Below are 15,323 nucleotides of genomic sequence, written 5' to 3'. Positions count from 1 at the left end.
AGCAGCTTGACGTCGTCGCCGTCCAACTCGTCGCAGAAGACGCCGTTTTGATCGACGTGCACGGTCGAGCCGTTCTCGCCGGCCTCGTTCTGGTGGCCCACATGCCACAGGGGGTACACGATCACGGCCGCGAAGCTGGCAGCGCCCTCGCGGGGGAGCGACTCAGTTTCGCGTGACGGTGAGCAGCAGGGGGGTGCGGACGCCGAGGCGGGCGGCACAGTCGGCGACGGTCTCGGCGACCCAGCCGACGGCGTCACATGACCACTCGGGGAGTTCGCCGCGCAGCGTCAGGGCGTGCCGGGACGGCCCGTTCCAGAAGCTGTCGTCGAAGGGCGGCGCGGGGTCCGGGGCGGCGGCTCCGTCCGCCCGGAACCCGAAGAGGCCCTGATCCAACTGCCCCAGACAGCTGACCAGTTGTGGCCCCACCGCGGAGACCGCCGGATCCTGACCACTGTCGACACGAACCGTCACCACTGCCCGCGCCCCCGGGTCGCCCTCCCCGAACCAGTCGACCGTCCCCAAGGACGGCACGGCCGCCTGAGGCGGCCGCACGCCGGCATCGACCCCCTGCACCGGCAGAAGCACCTGCACGGCCCCGAGCCGCACCACCCCGAGCCGCACCGTGACATCCCAGGCACAACGCAGAAACGGCTGCACGGGCAACGGCCGATCATCCGCCACGGCACTCGCCTCGACCTGAAACCACGAGACGAGATCCGTCCCGAAGTCATCGCGGGGATGACCCCACCCCGCATCATTCATCCCCCAGAGCCCGGGCGCCTCACCCTCGCCCGCCCGCTCGTCGAGCCACCCCATGGCCAGCGACCGCTGGTAGAACAACTGGTACGCGTCGTGCTCGGACCCGGGATCGTGCCAGGGGTACGGGTCCGACTCCCCGTAGAGAGCGGCGAACATGGTGCCCGCCGTACGCAGGGACGTCGGCGCGATGCCCGGCCCTGCGGTGGCGTCCTGCTCCGACACGTGGTCCTCCATGGTCCTGCCGGGGCCCCCGGTATGCCTCTCCGGGCGGGCCGATGTGGGTTTTCAGTACACCCGGCAGTTCACTTCAGCCTGGTTCATGGGCTTCTCCGCGGTGTCGATCTCCCCGACGACGTCGACGTCCACGTGGTTGCGCCACGACGTTCGCTCGGTGTCGCGGCAGTCATGACGGGCCGCCGTGCGCTGGGTGCTTCCACCGCCGGGCTTGAGCGTCTTCGTCGGTGAACATGCCTGCTGACGCCAGCTGTTGTCCGTGTACCACTCATACAGGCAGTTGAACACCTTGGCGCGGTCGCTGCTGCAGTTCCCTTTCTTCCACCACCCATGGCCCGATACCGCCACCCCAGTGGCAGACCGGTGGGGGTTGTCCCTGCCACTGACCGGGGTACATCCAAGCGCCGCGGCTTCCCGGCTACCGCCGGACGCCCTGGCTGTACCCATGTCCATCGGGTGGCCGGCACCGTCCAGATAGACCGCGGTTCCGTCGGAGCCGGGGGGCGCGACACCCGGCATCGGATCCACGGCACCTACCTGTGAGGCAGAGCCCTCCGCTGGACGGCTGTCTCGGATGGACGCAGTCGCTGCCGAGGCCGAGATCCCTCCGACCATCAGGGATGCAAGCAGGGCGACGGTCAGACGAAACTTCCTCTTACGGATGACATTCCCCTTGCTCTGAGCGGGGATGCACCGGGTCGGACCATGCGGTCACCGCATCCCGGACCAGTCTCGATGCAGCGGACGACACCCGCCCATAGGTAAAGGGGATGCTTCCACCTATGGGATGAATCCACCTGCCGAACGGAGCAGTCTGGAAGATACGCGCCCAGCGGGCTACCGCGCCCTGCCCCGAACCCAAGAAACGGAAGCCCCACCCCACCCGCCAACGGCGAGACCGCCCCCCAGGAACCACCCCCACCCGCCAGCCGCCGACGGCGAATCCGCCCCACGAGGGCCACCCGCACCCGACAACGAAAGCTGACCCCCACCCACACCCGCACCCGCACCCGCCGACGGCGAGAACCCCCCACAGGGGCCACCCGCACCCGACGACGAAAGTTGTACGGGTGGTGCGGGTGGGAACCGAGACCCGGCCGGAGGCCGGGTGCCCCGCCCACGGATCCGCACCCGCACCCCGCACCCGCCGGACGGCGAACCCGCTTCCGCGCCGAAGGCATGCCGTCAGGGGCGCCGCCGCACAGTAACCCCCGCCGCAGACAGCGCGATCACCGCAGAGACCAGGAACGCCACCCCGTACCCCTCCCCCGGGTCGGAAGAAAACCCCGCCAGGATCGCCACGCACAGCACCGACCCCACCGCACCCCCCACGGTGCGGAGAATCGTGTTCACCCCCGTCGCGGAACCCGTCTCGGACACCCCGACCGCCCCCACGACAAGCTCACCCAGCGAGGCGAAGGCAAACCCGTACCCGACCCCCAACACCCCGCCCCACACCAGAAGTTCCAGCACACGGGAATGCAGCACCCCGAACCCCGCCAGAGCGGCGCCCGCCAGAACCGCCCCCAGCTGAAAAAGCCCCCGCGCCGACACCACCCGCAACACCCGCCCCGCAAGACCCCCCGCGACGGTCATACACACAGCCATCGGCAGCATCAACAACCCCGTACGGGAAGCGGAGTACCCGAACCCGGTCGCCGCCAGCAACGGCACGAGCAGCACCGCCGCGAACATCCCCACACTCACCACCACGGTCGCGACGTTGACGGAGAGCAACGCCCGCCCGGTCAACAACCGCAGGGACACCAGCGGTTCAGGATGCCGCCGCTCAAGAAGACAGAACCCGGCCCCCAGAACAACCGCGCCGCAGAACAGCAGCACGATCCCCGGCGAGGACCACCCCCAGGCCCGCCCCTGACTGATCCCGAGCAGCAGACACACCAGCGTGCCCGCGAGCAGCACCGCCCCGCCGAGATCGACCCGCCCGCCCCCGCGAGGGGACGCCACGACTCCGCCCCACACCCCCGCCAGACCCAGCGCAAGCACCCCCAGCAGCGCGACCAGCCAGAACACCCCCGCCACTCCCGCCACATCCGCCAGCGGCCCCGCGACGACCATCCCCAGCGCCCCGCCGACCCCGAACATCGTGCTGAGCGCGGCGACGACCCCCCGCAACCGCTCCGCGGGAACCGTCTGCCGGGCGAGCCCGAAGGCGCAGGGGAACACCCCGCCGGAGAGCCCCTGGAGGACGCGCCCGGTGAGGACCCCGGGGTAGGAGCCGAGCCGCGTCGCCACCCCCGCGACGACGGACCCGACGACGAGCAGCACCAGACCGCCGACCAGCACCCGCCGGTACCCGAACAGATCCCCCAGCCGCCCCGCGACCGGCGTCGAGACGGCGACGCCAGCATGAACGCGGTCAGCAGCCAGCCCGCCCCCGTGGCCGAGACCCCCAACTCCCGCGCGAAAGCGGCCAGTACGGCCACGACGACGGTCTGCCCCAACGCCACGGCGAACGCGGCGAGCAGCAGCACCACCGTGCCGCCCCCCGCACCCCCGAACGCACCCCCGCCCCCGGCCTTCCGCCGCACCGCGAGCACCAGCGCCGTCACCCCGGCCAAGACCCACATCCGCCCAACCCCTCACCACGAGCACAAGCACGACAAGAAGTAAGGGCACCCTAACTCATTAATGACCAGCGGTCACTAAAAGTCTCCGTACACTGACGCCGTGACCGACCCCGAGCCGTCCCGCACACCCCCCAGAACCCCCCGACTCGGCCGCCCACCCCGCCTGAACCGCGAGAGGATCGTCACCGCGGCGCTGAAGAGAGACCTCCGCACGGTGACGATGCGGGACCTCGCCGAGGACCTGGGCGTGTCGCACTCCGCGCTCTACCGGCACGTCAAGAACCGGGACGACCTGATGGACCTGGTCAGCGAGACGGTGGTGGAGAGGATCATCCCGACCACGGAACCCACGGCGGCCACCTGGCGGGACTGGCTCACCACCCTCGCCTGGCGCATGCACGACGAGTTCCTGTCGGCCCCCGGATTCGCCGCCCGCGTCGCCGCCCCCCACCGCCACGCCCCCACCCCCTTCGCCCGCCTCCGCGACAGCGTCACGCGGGCGTTCCGGCTGGCCGGGGCGGACGAGGAGATGGCGGAACAGAGCTGGTACGTCTTCGGCCTCGGCGTCACCCAGTGGCTCGGCGCCCGCCAGGCAGGGCACGAGATCGGCCCCAGCGCCCCCCGCTTCGACCTCTATCTGGACGTCCTCCTGCGCGGCCTCCCCACCAGGGAACCCGAAGATCCCGAAGCACCCTCCGCACGGACCCCGCCCCCCTGACCCCCACGCATTACGCTTGTCCACCCGCGACACCCGACGCGCCCCGACGTGCGAGGAGCTTTCCTTGGCCTGCGACCTGTGGCTGGTCCCTCTCGTGGACGTGCTGTGCCACGCCCCGGACAACCCGTTCGCCGAGGAACTCGCGCACTACAACCGCGCGCTGACCGACGCCGGACTCCCCTCGGTGCCGGTCTTCCCGTACATGCCGGGCCTGTCCGGCGACGTCGCCCCCGTCGCCGGTTTCGACTACGACGCCCTGCACTTCCTGCGCCGCGTCCACCTGCTCCAGGTCTGCGGCCTGCCCGTCACCCCGGTGGACGAACTCGGCGGCGACTACGAGCAGTTGCTGGAGATGTTCGAGTCCACCGCCCAGCAGTCCCATCTGGTCTGGCACTACGACCACGCGGGTGCGTACGTCCCCGTGGACTTCCCGCACCCGCTGTCGAACGACGAACTCCTCGCGGGCGGCGGCCCCTTGGGCTCCACCCACGCCCTGCTCCGCGAGCTGGAGCACATCGCCCCGGCCCTCGGCATCGACCCCGCCAACCCGCCGGCCGCTCCCCGACCGCCTTCAGCACCGACCGAGTTGGAAGAGGCCGCGGCCCCCGCGCCCTACGACCCGAGCCCCTTCGCCCGCGAACGGCACGTCTGGCTCGGCCTGCACGCCGCCGCCACCCGTTCCCTCGCCCAGGGCTCGATGATCGTCTTCAGCTGAGCGCGTCCGGGCTGTTCAGCAGGGCGCTGCGCAGCAGCATCGTGTGCACGAACCGGTCGGCCGCCGTCGGGGGGAACCGCCAACTCAGCGGCCAGGTCGGCCCGTTCAGCGCGGGCACCGGGATGTAGCTCACCCGGAACGGCCCGCTCGTCAGCCGGGTGACCTCCGGCGGCCACGCGTGATGGGCCGTACTCCCCGGCTCCACGAGGAAGTACACGCTCCGGCGTCCGCTGCCCGACTCCACCACCGGCCCTGGCTCACCCCCCGTCATCCGCGCCAGCCGGTCGGCCAGGCGCCGCCCCGGATCGCCGTCCAGCCGGACGGCGTCGAACTGAACCCCAGCCCTGCGAAGGTGGATGCCGCTGGTGGGCAGCCATTGGATCGCCAGGTGACTTTGCGTATTCATGGGGACAGTGTCAGTGGTGGGCGCTACGGTTTTCCATGACTCTCCGTCGATACCTCGAAACGGTCGGGCACGGGCGGTGAGTAATGGTGACCGGTTGAGTTCGGTTGAGTCCGGGGGTGACCGCAATGGCGCGGGCAGCAAATAAGGCTCAGGCAGGTGGCGCGGCGCGCATGGTCGCCCTCCTCACGAAAGCACTGCGCGAGAAACACGGGCTGACGCAGGAAGAACTGGGCAAGCTGACGGGCTACACGGCGTCCGCCATCAGCGCGGTGGAGACGTGTGCGCAGCCCGCGAGTGACGCGATGCTGGTGGCGCTGGAGAAAGCCATCGGCGACGGGATGGGCCTGTTCGAGAAGGCCCGCAAGCTCATGCTGATGGAGAAGTACCCGCCGCAGTTCCAGGACTTCGCCCTCATGGAGGCGGAGGCGGTGACGTTGTCCTCCTACCAGACGTACGTGGTCGCTGGCTTGTTCCAGACGCCGGAGTACGCGCGGGCGCTGATCGGAGGCGGCTATCCACCACTCGCCGAGGCAACAGTGGACGAGCTGGTTGCCGCACGCATTGCGCGAAGGGCGCTCTTCGACCGCATCAACCCAACTCCCATGATCGAGCTGATTCTCGACGAGGCGGCGCTGCGACGGCCCGTAGGAAGCTGGGACATCCAACGGGCCCAGCTGTACGCGCTCTTGGAGGATGCCGAGCGGGACAACGTCAGTCTTCAAGTGATGTCCATGAACCGGGGCGCGAAGGGTAGTCATGCAGGCACCCGAGGCGACATGGTGTTGGTCGTGACCAAGGATCACGAACACGTCGTCTACCTGGAGATTGAGGACGAGAGCACCCTCATCAGTGATCCCGTTAAGGTGGCGCGTCTCAGCCACCGGTATGCGAAGATCCGGTCACAGGCTCTGAGCCCGGACGAATCGCTGAGCTTTATCCGGAAGTTGGCGGGAGAAGAACGGACATGACCAGCACCCTGCGGTGGTTCAAGTCGAGCTACAGCAACGACAGCGGCGGCAATTGCGTTGAAACCGCCTACACCTGGCACAAGTCCTCGTACAGCAATGACAGTGGCGGCGATTGCGTCGAGGTCGCCACCTGCCCCCACGACATCCACGTCCGCGACTCCAAGATCCCCGACGGCCCCCACCTCACCGTCTCCTCCACGGCGTGGACCTCGTTCCTCACGGGCGCCCCACGAGTCTGATCACCGGCGGCCACAGAATCCCCGTCCCCACCAACAGGGACGGACCGAGATGCAGCGGGCACACCACCAACGGCGCCCGCCCCTGCCGTACGACCTCGAACACGGCGGGGTCCACACAGTCGGGTCCGCCGGAGGAGACACCCTCACCGCCGTAGGGCCCCCGGCACAAGACACCCCGCTCGCCGCTCATACCCCGATCGCACCCCGCCGGACGGCCCCCCGCACCTGGCGGGCGGCCAGCGGAGTGACCGTACGACGAGCCGCACGGGGGAGACACCTGGCGTCGCCCTAACGTGCCGCCATGAATACACAGCGTTACCAAGGGCGCACGGCGCTGGGCATGCTGGCCCTCGCCGTCACCCTGCTCATGCTGGCGGCAGCCGGGGCGTCGGCTGCCGCGCAGCGCGCGGGCACGATGCTGACCGTGAGGTTCATCAACAACAGCGACCGCGATCTGACCCCGGGGGGCGGCAACTACAACGGATGCCCCGCGAATCTGCCGCAGCGCATCGCCGCGGGAACCACCGCCACGTGGACCCTCAGCACCTTGTGCGGCCCGACCGACGGCAACGTGGGGAACCTCCGTTACAACGTCTACCGGGAGTCCGCCCAGGTCCAGATCGGGTGGGACGCACCCATCGTCGGCGACGCCACCTACACCCAGTCGGCCCCGTCCGGCTATGTGATCAGCCACAGCGGCGGCCAGGGCATCAACCCGACCGTCGACTTCACCTTCGACTGCAACTCCACGACCTGCGACGGCATCCCCGACAACTGGAAGCGGAACGGCATCTACATCAACCCCGCCGACGGCAGCGCCCACACCGCGCCCGCGCCGGGGCTGAAGTTCATCGACCTGCCCGGGATGGGCGCCACGGTCGACAAGCCGGACATCTTCGTCCAGCTCGACTGGATGGCGAACGACAACCACAGTCACGCGCTCGCCCCCGCCGCCATCAAGCAGGTGGTCGACGCCTTCGCGAACTCCCCCTACTCACGGCACTCGCCCACCACCGGCATCAACCTGCACGTGGACGCCGGACCGGACAGCATCATGAACTTCGCGACCAACGCGACCTGGGGCACCCTGAGCACGGCCCGGCAGTTGCCGGAGCAGACGAACCTGGGCACGTCGGTGGGCGGCATGTACCAGTGGAACGCCTTCAACACGATCAAGAACCAGACGGGCGGTTTCACCAGCACCGGACGGGCGCCGATCTTCCACTACGCCATCTCCGCCCACAACCTGGAGTCCGGCAGTTCCTCCAGCGGCATCGCCCCCACCCCGGGCAGCGACCTCATCGTCAGCCTGGGCAGCTTCGCGGGCCAGGTGGGCACGGTCGCCGAGCAGGCGGGCACCTTCCTGCACGAGCTGGGGCACAACCTCAACCTGGAGCACGGCGGCGACCAGAACGTCAACAACAAGCCGCAGTACTTCAGCTCGATGAACTACCTCTACCAGTTCGGTCTGACCTCCGGCACCACCAGCGGACTCACCGACCTCTCCCGCCGGAACACCTCGCTCGACGAGAACAGCCTGGACGAGCGGTCGTACCCCGCGAGCAGCGGGACCTACGACGTCCGGCACTGGTGCCCGGGCAGCAACGGCGGCTCCTTCGTCCTGGTACCCGCGGCGGACGGCCAGGTCGACTGGAACTGCAACGGCGTGATCGACACGGCGCCGGTCAGCTTCGACGTCAACAACGACGGTCAGCGCACGACGCTCACCGGCTTCGACGACTGGAGCAACGTCCTGCTGCGCGTCGGCGCGGTCGGGCGCACCGAGGCGACGGGCGACGTACCGCCGCCGACCCGCGAGGACGAGCTGACCCCGAGCGAGGCGGAGCTGAACCTCCCGCTGGACACCGAGCCGCCGGTCACCAGGGCGCGCGTCGCGCCGTGCTCCGCCGGGTACGGCGCCAACCGCCCGGACGTGTGCGTCACCCTGACCGCCAAGGACCGGATCTCCGGCGTGGCCAGGACCGAGTACCGCCTCGACGGCGGCAAGTGGAAGACGTACACGTCCCCGGTCACGGTGCACGGCAAGGGCAAGCACGTGCTGAGGTTCCGCTCGGTGGACTACGCCCAGAACCTGGAGAAGACGAAGTCGGTCACCGTCTCCGGCAAGCGCCCCTGACCCGGAGCGCGCAGAAAAAAGGGGCCCGCACCGGTCGGTCGGTGCGAGCCCCTTTTCCTTGTCCCCTTGCGGGAACGTGTCCCCTTACAGGAACGAGTTGATCTCGATCGTCTCGTCGCGGCCCGGGCCGACACCGATCGCGGAGATCGGCGCGCCGGACATCTCCTCAAGCGCCTTCACGTAGTTCTGCGCGTTCTTCGGCAGGTCGGCGAAGGACTTCGCCTTGGTGATGTCCTCGGACCAGCCGGGCAGCGTCTCGTAGACCGGCTTCGCGTGGTGGAAGTCGCTCTGGGAGTACGGCAGTTCCTCGACCCGCTTGCCGTCGATCTCGTAGGCGACGCAGACCGGGATCTCCTCCCAGCCGGTGAGCACGTCCAGCTTGGTGAGGAAGAAGTCGGTGAGACCGTTGACGCGCGTGGCGTAGCGGGCGATCACCGCGTCGAACCAGCCGCAGCGGCGGTCGCGGCCGGTGGTGACACCGCGCTCGCCACCGATGCGGCGCAGCGCCTCGCCGTCCTCGTCGAACAGCTCGGTCGGGAACGGACCGGAGCCGACGCGGGTGGTGTACGCCTTGAGGATGCCGATCACGCGGCTGATCTTCGTCGGACCGACGCCGGAGCCGGTGCAGGCGCCACCGGCGGTCGGGTTGGAGGAGGTGACGAAGGGGTACGTGCCGTGGTCGATGTCGAGCAGGGTGCCCTGACCGCCCTCGAAGAGCACGACCTTGTCGTCGTCCAGGGCCTGGTTGAGGACCAGGACGGTGTCGGCGACGAACGGCTTGATCTGCTCCGCGTAGCCCAGCAGCTCCTCGACGACCTGCTCGGCGGCGATGGCGCGGCGGTTGTAGAGCTTGGTGAGCATCTGGTTCTTGACGTCGAGCGCGGCCTCCACCTTCTGGAGGAGGATCGACTCGTCGTAGAGGTCCTGGACGCGGATGCCGACGCGGTTGATCTTGTCGGCGTAGGTCGGGCCGATGCCGCGGCCGGTCGTGCCGATCTTGCGCTTGCCGAGGAAGCGCTCGGAGACCTTGTCCATCGTCACGTTGTAGGGCGTGATGATGTGCGCGTTTCCGCTGATGAGGAGCTTCGACGTGTCGACGCCGCGCTCGTTCAGACCGCTCAGCTCGGAGAGCAGGACCGAGGGATCGACGACGACACCGTTGCCGATGACCGGCGTACAGGTGGGTGAGAGGATTCCGGAAGGGAGCAGGTGGAGCGCGTACTTCTGGTCGCCCACGACGACCGTGTGGCCGGCGTTGTTGCCGCCCTGGTAGCGCACTACATAGTCCACCGAGCCACCGAGCAGGTCGGTCGCCTTCCCCTTGCCTTCGTCACCCCACTGAGCACCGAGCAGCACAAGTGCGGGCACGCGCGTACACCCCTTCCGGGCGGGGCATGTCCAAGGTCGGGGCGTGGGCGAGAGGTTTCGTCGCCTCGTCACCACGTACCGCCCGCGACCGTCATTGGCCGCACAACCCGTCGGACCGGATGCCCCGGAATAGACGAAGCCCCTGGCGCAATAGCGCAAGGGGCTCTTGCACAAAGATGCTACCCGAGGAAGCGAGGCAGGACCGAGGTGGCGACTTCCGCGACGTCCGATCAGCTCCTGGTGATCATCGACCCGGCGGCACGGCAGGGGGACGGGGAGTCCGTGCGGATAGCGAAAGACGTGCTCAGCGCGGGTGCGGCGGCGAAGGTGTGCCTGCCGGACTCTCCCGAGGAGTTCGCGCGGGTCCTGGGCAGACGGGGGTCTCGGCGGCCGGTGGTGGTGGGTGACGACCGGGCGCTGGTGCGGGCGGTGAGTCTTCTGCACCGGCACCGGGAGCTTTCTGATTGCGCGCTGTCGGTGGTGCCGGTGGGCCCGGCTTCACTCGCGCGGTCGCTGGGGGTGCCGCCGGGCGCGGTGGCCGCGGCGCGGGCGGTGCTGGAGGGCTCGGTGCGGCGGCTGGACCTCCTGGTGGACGACAGCGACGGGGTGGTCCTCGGCTGCCTGGGCATCCCCCCGGCCGCGGAACCGGTCGGGGTGCTGCCTGGGCATCCCTGGCTCCGCTCCCTGGTCCGCCGGGTGGTGCACGGCGGGGCGGTCCGCCTCCGCGTGGACCTCGACGGCGAAACGGTCACCGACCTGGACCACCCCGTCGAAACGGTCTCCATCTCCCCCCTGGGCCACGGCCTCGCCTCGGTCCAGATCCACCCCTCCCCCACCCTCCCCACCTCCGCCCACACCATCACCGTGACCGGCGAAAACTTCCACTACCACGCCGACGGGGTGCCCTCCGGTCCGGTCCGGCGGCGGACTTGGCGGGTGGCTGAGGGGGCTTGGGGGTTGGTGGTGCCGGGAGGGTCTCGGGGGTGAGGGTCCGCTGGCCGCGGGGGTTAGGGGGGTGTCTGCGGGGGTGCCGGGGGCGGCCTGCGGGGCCGACTGGTCAAGTTGGCGCCCCGGCCAGCGCCACCAGGACGTGTGGTCCTCCTGGGGGCTGTTGACGGGGGTGCGCTTCACGGCGGCGAGGCGGGCAGGTGGGTGCCTCGGGGGTGAGGGGGTACCGGGGCGGCCTGCAGGGGTGAGGGGGTGCCAGGTGCGGCCTGCCGGTTAGGGGGGCGCCGGGCGCGACCTGCGGGGCCGAAGGAGGTGCCAGGCGCAGCCTGCGGGGCCCGAAGGGGCGCCGGGTGAGGGGAGTGCCGGGTGCGGCCTGCCGGGGTGAGGGGGTGCCGGGCGCGGTCTGCGGGGCCGACTGGTCAAGTTGGCGCCCCGGCCAGCGCCATCAGGACGTGTGGTCCTCCTGGAGATCTATTGACGGGGGTGTGCTTCACGGCGGCGAGGCGGGCATGGGGGGGGTGCCTCGGGGATGAGGGGCGCCGGGTGGCGGCCCGCGAGGGTGAGGGGGTGCCCTGTGCGGCCCGCAGGGGTGAGGGGGGCGGGCGCGACCTGCAGGGCTGAGGAGGACGCCGGACGCGGCCTGCAGGGCTGAGGAGGACGCCGGACGTGGCCTGCAGGGCTGAAGGGGGTGCCGGGTGAGGGGAGCGCCGGATGCGGCCTGCCGGGGTGAAGGGGATACCAGGCGCGGCCTGCGGGGCCGACCGGTCAAGCTGCCGCCCTGACCACCGTCACCAGGACGCGTGATCCTCCTGGGGGCCCTGTTGACGCGGGTGCGCTTCACAGCGGCGGGGCGGGCAGGTGGGGGTGCCTCCGGGGGTGAGGGGTGCCGGGGCGGGCTGCAGGGCTGAAGGGGGTGCCGGGCTCAGCCTGCGGGGCTGAGGGGGGGTGCCGGGGGGCGGCCTGCGAGGGCGGCCGGTCAAGCTGCCGCCCCGGCCAGCGCCACCAGGACGCGTGATCCCCCTGGGGGTTCCGTTGACAGGGGCGCGCTTCACAGCGGCGGGGCGGGCGGGTGGCGCCTCGGGGGTGAGGGGGTGCCGGGAGCGGTCTGCCGGGGTGAAGGGGGTGCCAGGTGCGACCTGCAGGGCTGAGGAGGGCGCCGGGCGCGACCTGCGGGGCTGAAGGGTGCTAGGCGCAGCCTGCGGGGCTGAAGGGTGCTAGGCGCAGCCTGCGGGGCTGAAGGGGGTGCCGGGGGCGGGCTGTGGGGGTGACCGGTCAAGTTGGCGCATCGGCCAGCGTCACTAGGGCGTGTGGTCCTCCTGAGGGGGCTGTTGACGGGGGTGCACTTCGCGGCAGGGGGTGCTGACCGCTGCCGTGGATACGCAGAGTGATCGTCTCCGGACCGGCTAGTCGTAGGGCCTGCTGGATGCTGCCCGCCCGTACCGGGCCCGCGTAGCGGATCTCGTTGCGGGGCGGCCTGAGAGCGTCGAGGGCATGGGTAAGCATGCGCGGCCCGGGCCGCCGAATCAGCCGTCGCGGGCCGTTCCCCGGGTGGACGGGGGCGATCCGCTCGCGGCGTACGACAAGCGGCGGCGGGCGCCGATGGATGTTCAGCGGCGGCACCGGCCGGTGCATGGCGGGGGTGGGCACGTGCGGCCCGGTGAGGGTCGGGTGCTGGAGGAGTGGGACGGGTTCTCGTACCGGCCTGTGGGCACCGCCGCGAACCTCTTGGAGGCGCGGCGGTGGGTGGAGGAGGCGGCGGGCAGCGACGGGGCGGCTCCCGCCGGGTAGAGACGGGGCGTATCCCGCCGGGTAGAGAGGTCCTGGGCCGTCTCCTGGCCTGCCGCGTCACTTTTCTGGGTGCCCAGTAACCCTGCGTACGTCAGTGCGATTGTCGGCGGCGGGATCGGCTGATTTCCGTACCCCCGGCTACTCCAGGACGCGTTCCACGCGGAAGACCAGTGGCATCAGTACGAGCAGCACGGCCGTCAGGGCCAGGGTGCCGCCGACGTACCAGCCGGTGATCGTCGTGTACGCGTCGGGGAGCATGCTGCTGACCGTCGTCGCGCCCAGGGCGGGGAGGAGAGCGACGGCGCGGGCGAGGCCGCCGCCGAGGCCCGCCGTCGGGCGCAGGCCGGTGGGCCAGCGGAAGCCGGTGAACACGGTGGCGGAGGCGGCCCACAGCACGGAGGCCGCCGGGACGAGCAGCCCCAGCAGCAGGTACCCGGAGCTGAGCCGGACGCTGCTGCCGCCGCACGTCAGCGCCACCCAGGCCAGGCCGGTGAAGGCGACGACGAGCACGAGCCAGGACAGCGCGCCGGTGATCAGCGCGCAGGCGGTGTAGGCGAGGTACACCGAGCGCAGCCGCACCGGTGAGGCCAGCAGCGCCTCCATCGAGCCGCTGCCCAGGTCCCCGGAGACGACGGCACGGCTGACCGCCCCGGTGATCAGCGCGGCGGCCACCCCGAGCAGCGTGGGCGCGACCAGCAGCGCGGTGCTCAGCGCGCGGGACGTGGCGGAGTGCAGCCCGGCCACCGCGACCAGGCCGTTGTCGGCGGCGACCAGCTCTCCGTGAACCGCACCGGGAAACACGTGCGGCAGAACGAGCAACAGGGCCACGAGACCGGTGCCTGCCGCCGCGGGGACGAGCAATGCCTGCCTGCCCTGGTGACGCCAGGTACGGATGAGCAGGGCGCCGAGGAGGTCGCTGGTGGTTATTCCGCCGGGGGGCGTTTCGCTGGGGGGCGTTTCGCCGGGGGTCATTCCGTCCGTGGTCGTTCCGCCGGGGAGCGTTCCGTCAGAGGCCGTTTCGCCGGGAGGCGTTCCACCAGAGGTCATTCCGCTCGTGCTCGTTCCTCCAGGGGTCGTTCCGTCTGTGGTCGTCCCGCCGGGGGCCGTTCCGTCCGGGAGCGTTCCGCCAGAGACCTTTCCGCCGGGGAGCGTTCCGCCAGAGGTCATCCCGCCAGGGGCCGTTCCGTCCGGGGTCATTCCGTCCGGGGTCATCCCGCCAGAAGCCGTTCCGTCGGGAGGCGTTCCGCCAGAAGCCATCCCGCCAGGGGCCGTTCCGTCCGGGAGCGTTCCGCCAGAAGCCGTTCCGCCAGGGGGCGTTCCGTCCGGGGTCATTCCGCCGGAGGGCATTCCGTCCGTGGTCATGAGGGGTCGTCCAGGAGTTGGTGGATGGAGGCTTCGAGGGTGGGGCGGGTCGTGGGGGTGCCGGTGGAGACGGGGCGTACGTCGGTGATCTCGACGCCGGCCGCGACCAGGCCCGCGATGTACGCGCCGATCGTCGTGTCCGGTCCCACCTCGGCCCGTTCCCAGGCCCCGGCACGGCGCGAGGTGCGCAGGTCGTACGCGGACGGCTCCGCCTCGCCCGCCGGGTCCTGAGCCACCGGCAGCGCGGTGAGCGTCCCGCCGCCGAGGACCAGCATCCGGGAGGCGAGCGTCAACGCCTCGGGCACGCTGTGGGTGGAGTACAGGACGGTCCTGTCCGCGCCCCAGGAACGGACGAGTTCACGGGTGCGCTCCGCGCTGACCGGGTCGAGCCCTGTCAACGGCTCGTCCAGCAGCAGGACTTGAGGATCCGTCAGGGTGAGCCTGGCCAGGTCGGCCCGCTGGAGCTGACCCCGGCTGAGCCGGGCGGTACGCCGGTCGAGCAGCCCCTCGATGTCGAACCGCTCGGCCGCCTCCCGTATCCGTACGGCACGCCGAGCCCCGTCCAGGCCCCGTACCCGCGCCCAGAACTCCAGGTTGTCCCGCACGCTCAACTGCGGGCTGAGCGCGGCCCGGTGAGCCAGTACGCCGATCGCCCGCTTCGCCTCGCGGTCGGCGGCCAGGTCGGTGCCGCCGATCAGCACCCGCCCGGCGATCGGCGGCAGGACACCGGCCATGACCCGCATGAGCGTGGTCTTCCCGGCGCCGTTGCGCCCGAGCAACGCGTGGACGCCGGGGGCGAGTTCGGTGTCGACCGGGCCGAGCACGGGACGGCCCCGGTACCCGGCGACGACCCCCTCCAGGTGCACCCCCGTCACGGCGCGTCGAACAGGGTGGCGCGCTGCTCGGCCGTCAGCTCCCGCTCGTCCACGCGGCGCAGCAGCGACAGGTGGCGGCCCGCCTTGCACAGGCCCAGCCTGCGCGGGCCGAGCCGGATGGTGGTCAGCGAGGCGCCGGGAATCCAGGTTCCCCAGAAGACGTGCCCCTTGCCGCACTCGATGATGGTGTCCGCGGCCATGTGTCTCTCCCTAAG

At 70.8% G+C, this 15,323-nt stretch carries 16 protein-coding genes; 8 read left to right on the top strand and 8 right to left on the bottom strand.

All coding sequences use genetic code 11. The annotated features are described in order from the left end of the window. Window positions 1-162: 162 nt before the first annotated feature. The 3 genes from B079_RS0121385 to B079_RS32525 all read right to left on the bottom strand — a co-directional run bounded on the left by B079_RS0121385 (window position 163) and on the right by B079_RS32525 (window position 3,384). Window positions 163-981 carry a hypothetical protein gene (locus B079_RS0121385; RefSeq protein ID WP_106432361.1) on the bottom strand — a complete coding sequence of 273 codons (819 nt, stop codon included), beginning with the start codon at window positions 979-981 and terminating at the stop codon, window positions 163-165. Window positions 982-1,044: 63 nt separating this feature from the next. Then, window positions 1,045-1,521 (bottom strand): hypothetical protein, encoded by a 477-nt coding sequence (locus B079_RS36000; protein WP_234016835.1) that lies wholly within the window; start codon window positions 1,519-1,521, stop codon window positions 1,045-1,047. A gap of 657 nt (window positions 1,522-2,178) precedes the next feature. Continuing rightward, window positions 2,179-3,384, bottom strand: coding sequence for an MFS transporter (locus tag B079_RS32525; protein WP_267880476.1), 1,206 nt, complete (start codon window positions 3,382-3,384; stop codon window positions 2,179-2,181). Between B079_RS32525 and B079_RS35995 the strand changes: the two genes are divergently transcribed. The 3 genes from B079_RS35995 to B079_RS0121365 all read left to right on the top strand — a co-directional run bounded on the left by B079_RS35995 (window position 3,364) and on the right by B079_RS0121365 (window position 5,017). Then, complete coding sequence (locus B079_RS35995) at window positions 3,364-3,627, top strand: hypothetical protein (RefSeq protein WP_018547879.1); 264 nt, start codon at window positions 3,364-3,366, stop codon at window positions 3,625-3,627. The genes B079_RS32525 and B079_RS35995 overlap by 21 nt on opposite strands. Window positions 3,628-3,684: 57 nt before the next feature. Beyond that, window positions 3,685-4,302: a TetR/AcrR family transcriptional regulator gene (locus tag B079_RS0121370; RefSeq protein WP_018547878.1), complete on the top strand. Its 618-nt coding sequence runs from the start codon at window positions 3,685-3,687 to the stop codon at window positions 4,300-4,302. A 64-nt stretch (window positions 4,303-4,366) separates the two neighbouring features. After that, window positions 4,367-5,017 (top strand): hypothetical protein, encoded by a 651-nt coding sequence (locus tag B079_RS0121365; protein ID WP_018547877.1) that lies wholly within the window; start codon window positions 4,367-4,369, stop codon window positions 5,015-5,017. Here B079_RS0121365 and B079_RS0121360 read toward each other — a convergent pair. Continuing rightward, window positions 5,010-5,423 (bottom strand): hypothetical protein, encoded by a 414-nt coding sequence (locus tag B079_RS0121360; protein ID WP_018547876.1) that lies wholly within the window; start codon window positions 5,421-5,423, stop codon window positions 5,010-5,012. The genes B079_RS0121365 and B079_RS0121360 overlap by 8 nt on opposite strands. A gap of 125 nt (window positions 5,424-5,548) precedes the next feature. On the opposite strand from B079_RS0121360, the gene B079_RS0121355 reads away from it, so the two are divergent. The 3 genes from B079_RS0121355 (at window position 5,549) to B079_RS0121340 (ending at window position 8,767) form a co-directional block, all read left to right on the top strand. Further along, on the top strand, window positions 5,549-6,391 hold the full coding sequence (locus tag B079_RS0121355; RefSeq protein ID WP_026248916.1) for a helix-turn-helix domain-containing protein: 843 nt from the start codon (window positions 5,549-5,551) through the stop codon (window positions 6,389-6,391). Next, entirely contained in the window at window positions 6,388-6,630 is a 243-nt protein-coding gene (locus B079_RS0121350) for a DUF397 domain-containing protein (RefSeq protein ID WP_018547874.1), read from the top strand. Before B079_RS0121355 ends, B079_RS0121350 begins: the two co-directional genes overlap by 4 nt. Before the next feature lie 301 nt (window positions 6,631-6,931). Then, window positions 6,932-8,767, top strand: coding sequence for an OmpL47-type beta-barrel domain-containing protein (locus tag B079_RS0121340; RefSeq protein WP_158685038.1), 1,836 nt, complete (start codon window positions 6,932-6,934; stop codon window positions 8,765-8,767). An 84-nt stretch (window positions 8,768-8,851) separates the two neighbouring features. On the opposite strand, the gene B079_RS0121335 is transcribed toward B079_RS0121340, so the two are convergent. Continuing rightward, the gene (locus tag B079_RS0121335; protein ID WP_026248915.1) at window positions 8,852-10,135 is read right to left on the bottom strand and encodes an adenylosuccinate synthase; all 1,284 of its coding nucleotides are present in this window, start codon (window positions 10,133-10,135) and stop codon (window positions 8,852-8,854) included. A gap of 207 nt (window positions 10,136-10,342) precedes the next feature. On the opposite strand from B079_RS0121335, the gene B079_RS0121330 reads away from it, so the two are divergent. Continuing rightward, window positions 10,343-11,122, top strand: coding sequence for a diacylglycerol kinase family protein (locus B079_RS0121330; RefSeq protein ID WP_018547870.1), 780 nt, complete (start codon window positions 10,343-10,345; stop codon window positions 11,120-11,122). Between the two features lie 1,452 nt (window positions 11,123-12,574). Beyond that, window positions 12,575-12,871 carry a DUF6087 family protein gene (locus B079_RS36355; RefSeq protein ID WP_026248914.1) on the top strand — a complete coding sequence of 99 codons (297 nt, stop codon included), beginning with the start codon at window positions 12,575-12,577 and terminating at the stop codon, window positions 12,869-12,871. 138 nt (window positions 12,872-13,009) lie between these two features. Here B079_RS36355 and B079_RS0121320 read toward each other — a convergent pair whose 3' ends face one another. The 3 genes from B079_RS0121320 to B079_RS32515 form a co-directional block, all read right to left on the bottom strand. Beyond that, the gene (locus tag B079_RS0121320; RefSeq protein ID WP_018547868.1) at window positions 13,010-13,843 is read right to left on the bottom strand and encodes a hypothetical protein; all 834 of its coding nucleotides are present in this window, start codon (window positions 13,841-13,843) and stop codon (window positions 13,010-13,012) included. Between the two features lie 386 nt (window positions 13,844-14,229). Then, window positions 14,230-15,108: an ABC transporter ATP-binding protein gene (locus B079_RS32520; protein ID WP_051095217.1), complete on the bottom strand. Its 879-nt coding sequence runs from the start codon at window positions 15,106-15,108 to the stop codon at window positions 14,230-14,232. Next, complete coding sequence (locus B079_RS32515) at window positions 15,105-15,308, bottom strand: hypothetical protein (RefSeq protein WP_018547866.1); 204 nt, start codon at window positions 15,306-15,308, stop codon at window positions 15,105-15,107. Before B079_RS32515 ends, B079_RS32520 begins: the two co-directional genes overlap by 4 nt. Window positions 15,309-15,323: the final 15 nt, after the last annotated feature.

Origin of the sequence: Streptomyces sp. LaPpAH-108, assembly GCF_000373625.1 — a bacterium.
GTDB lineage: Bacteria > Actinomycetota > Actinomycetes > Streptomycetales > Streptomycetaceae > Streptomyces.
The sequence above is the reverse complement of the archived record's forward strand: the minus strand, read 5'-3'. Positions and strand labels throughout refer to the sequence as shown.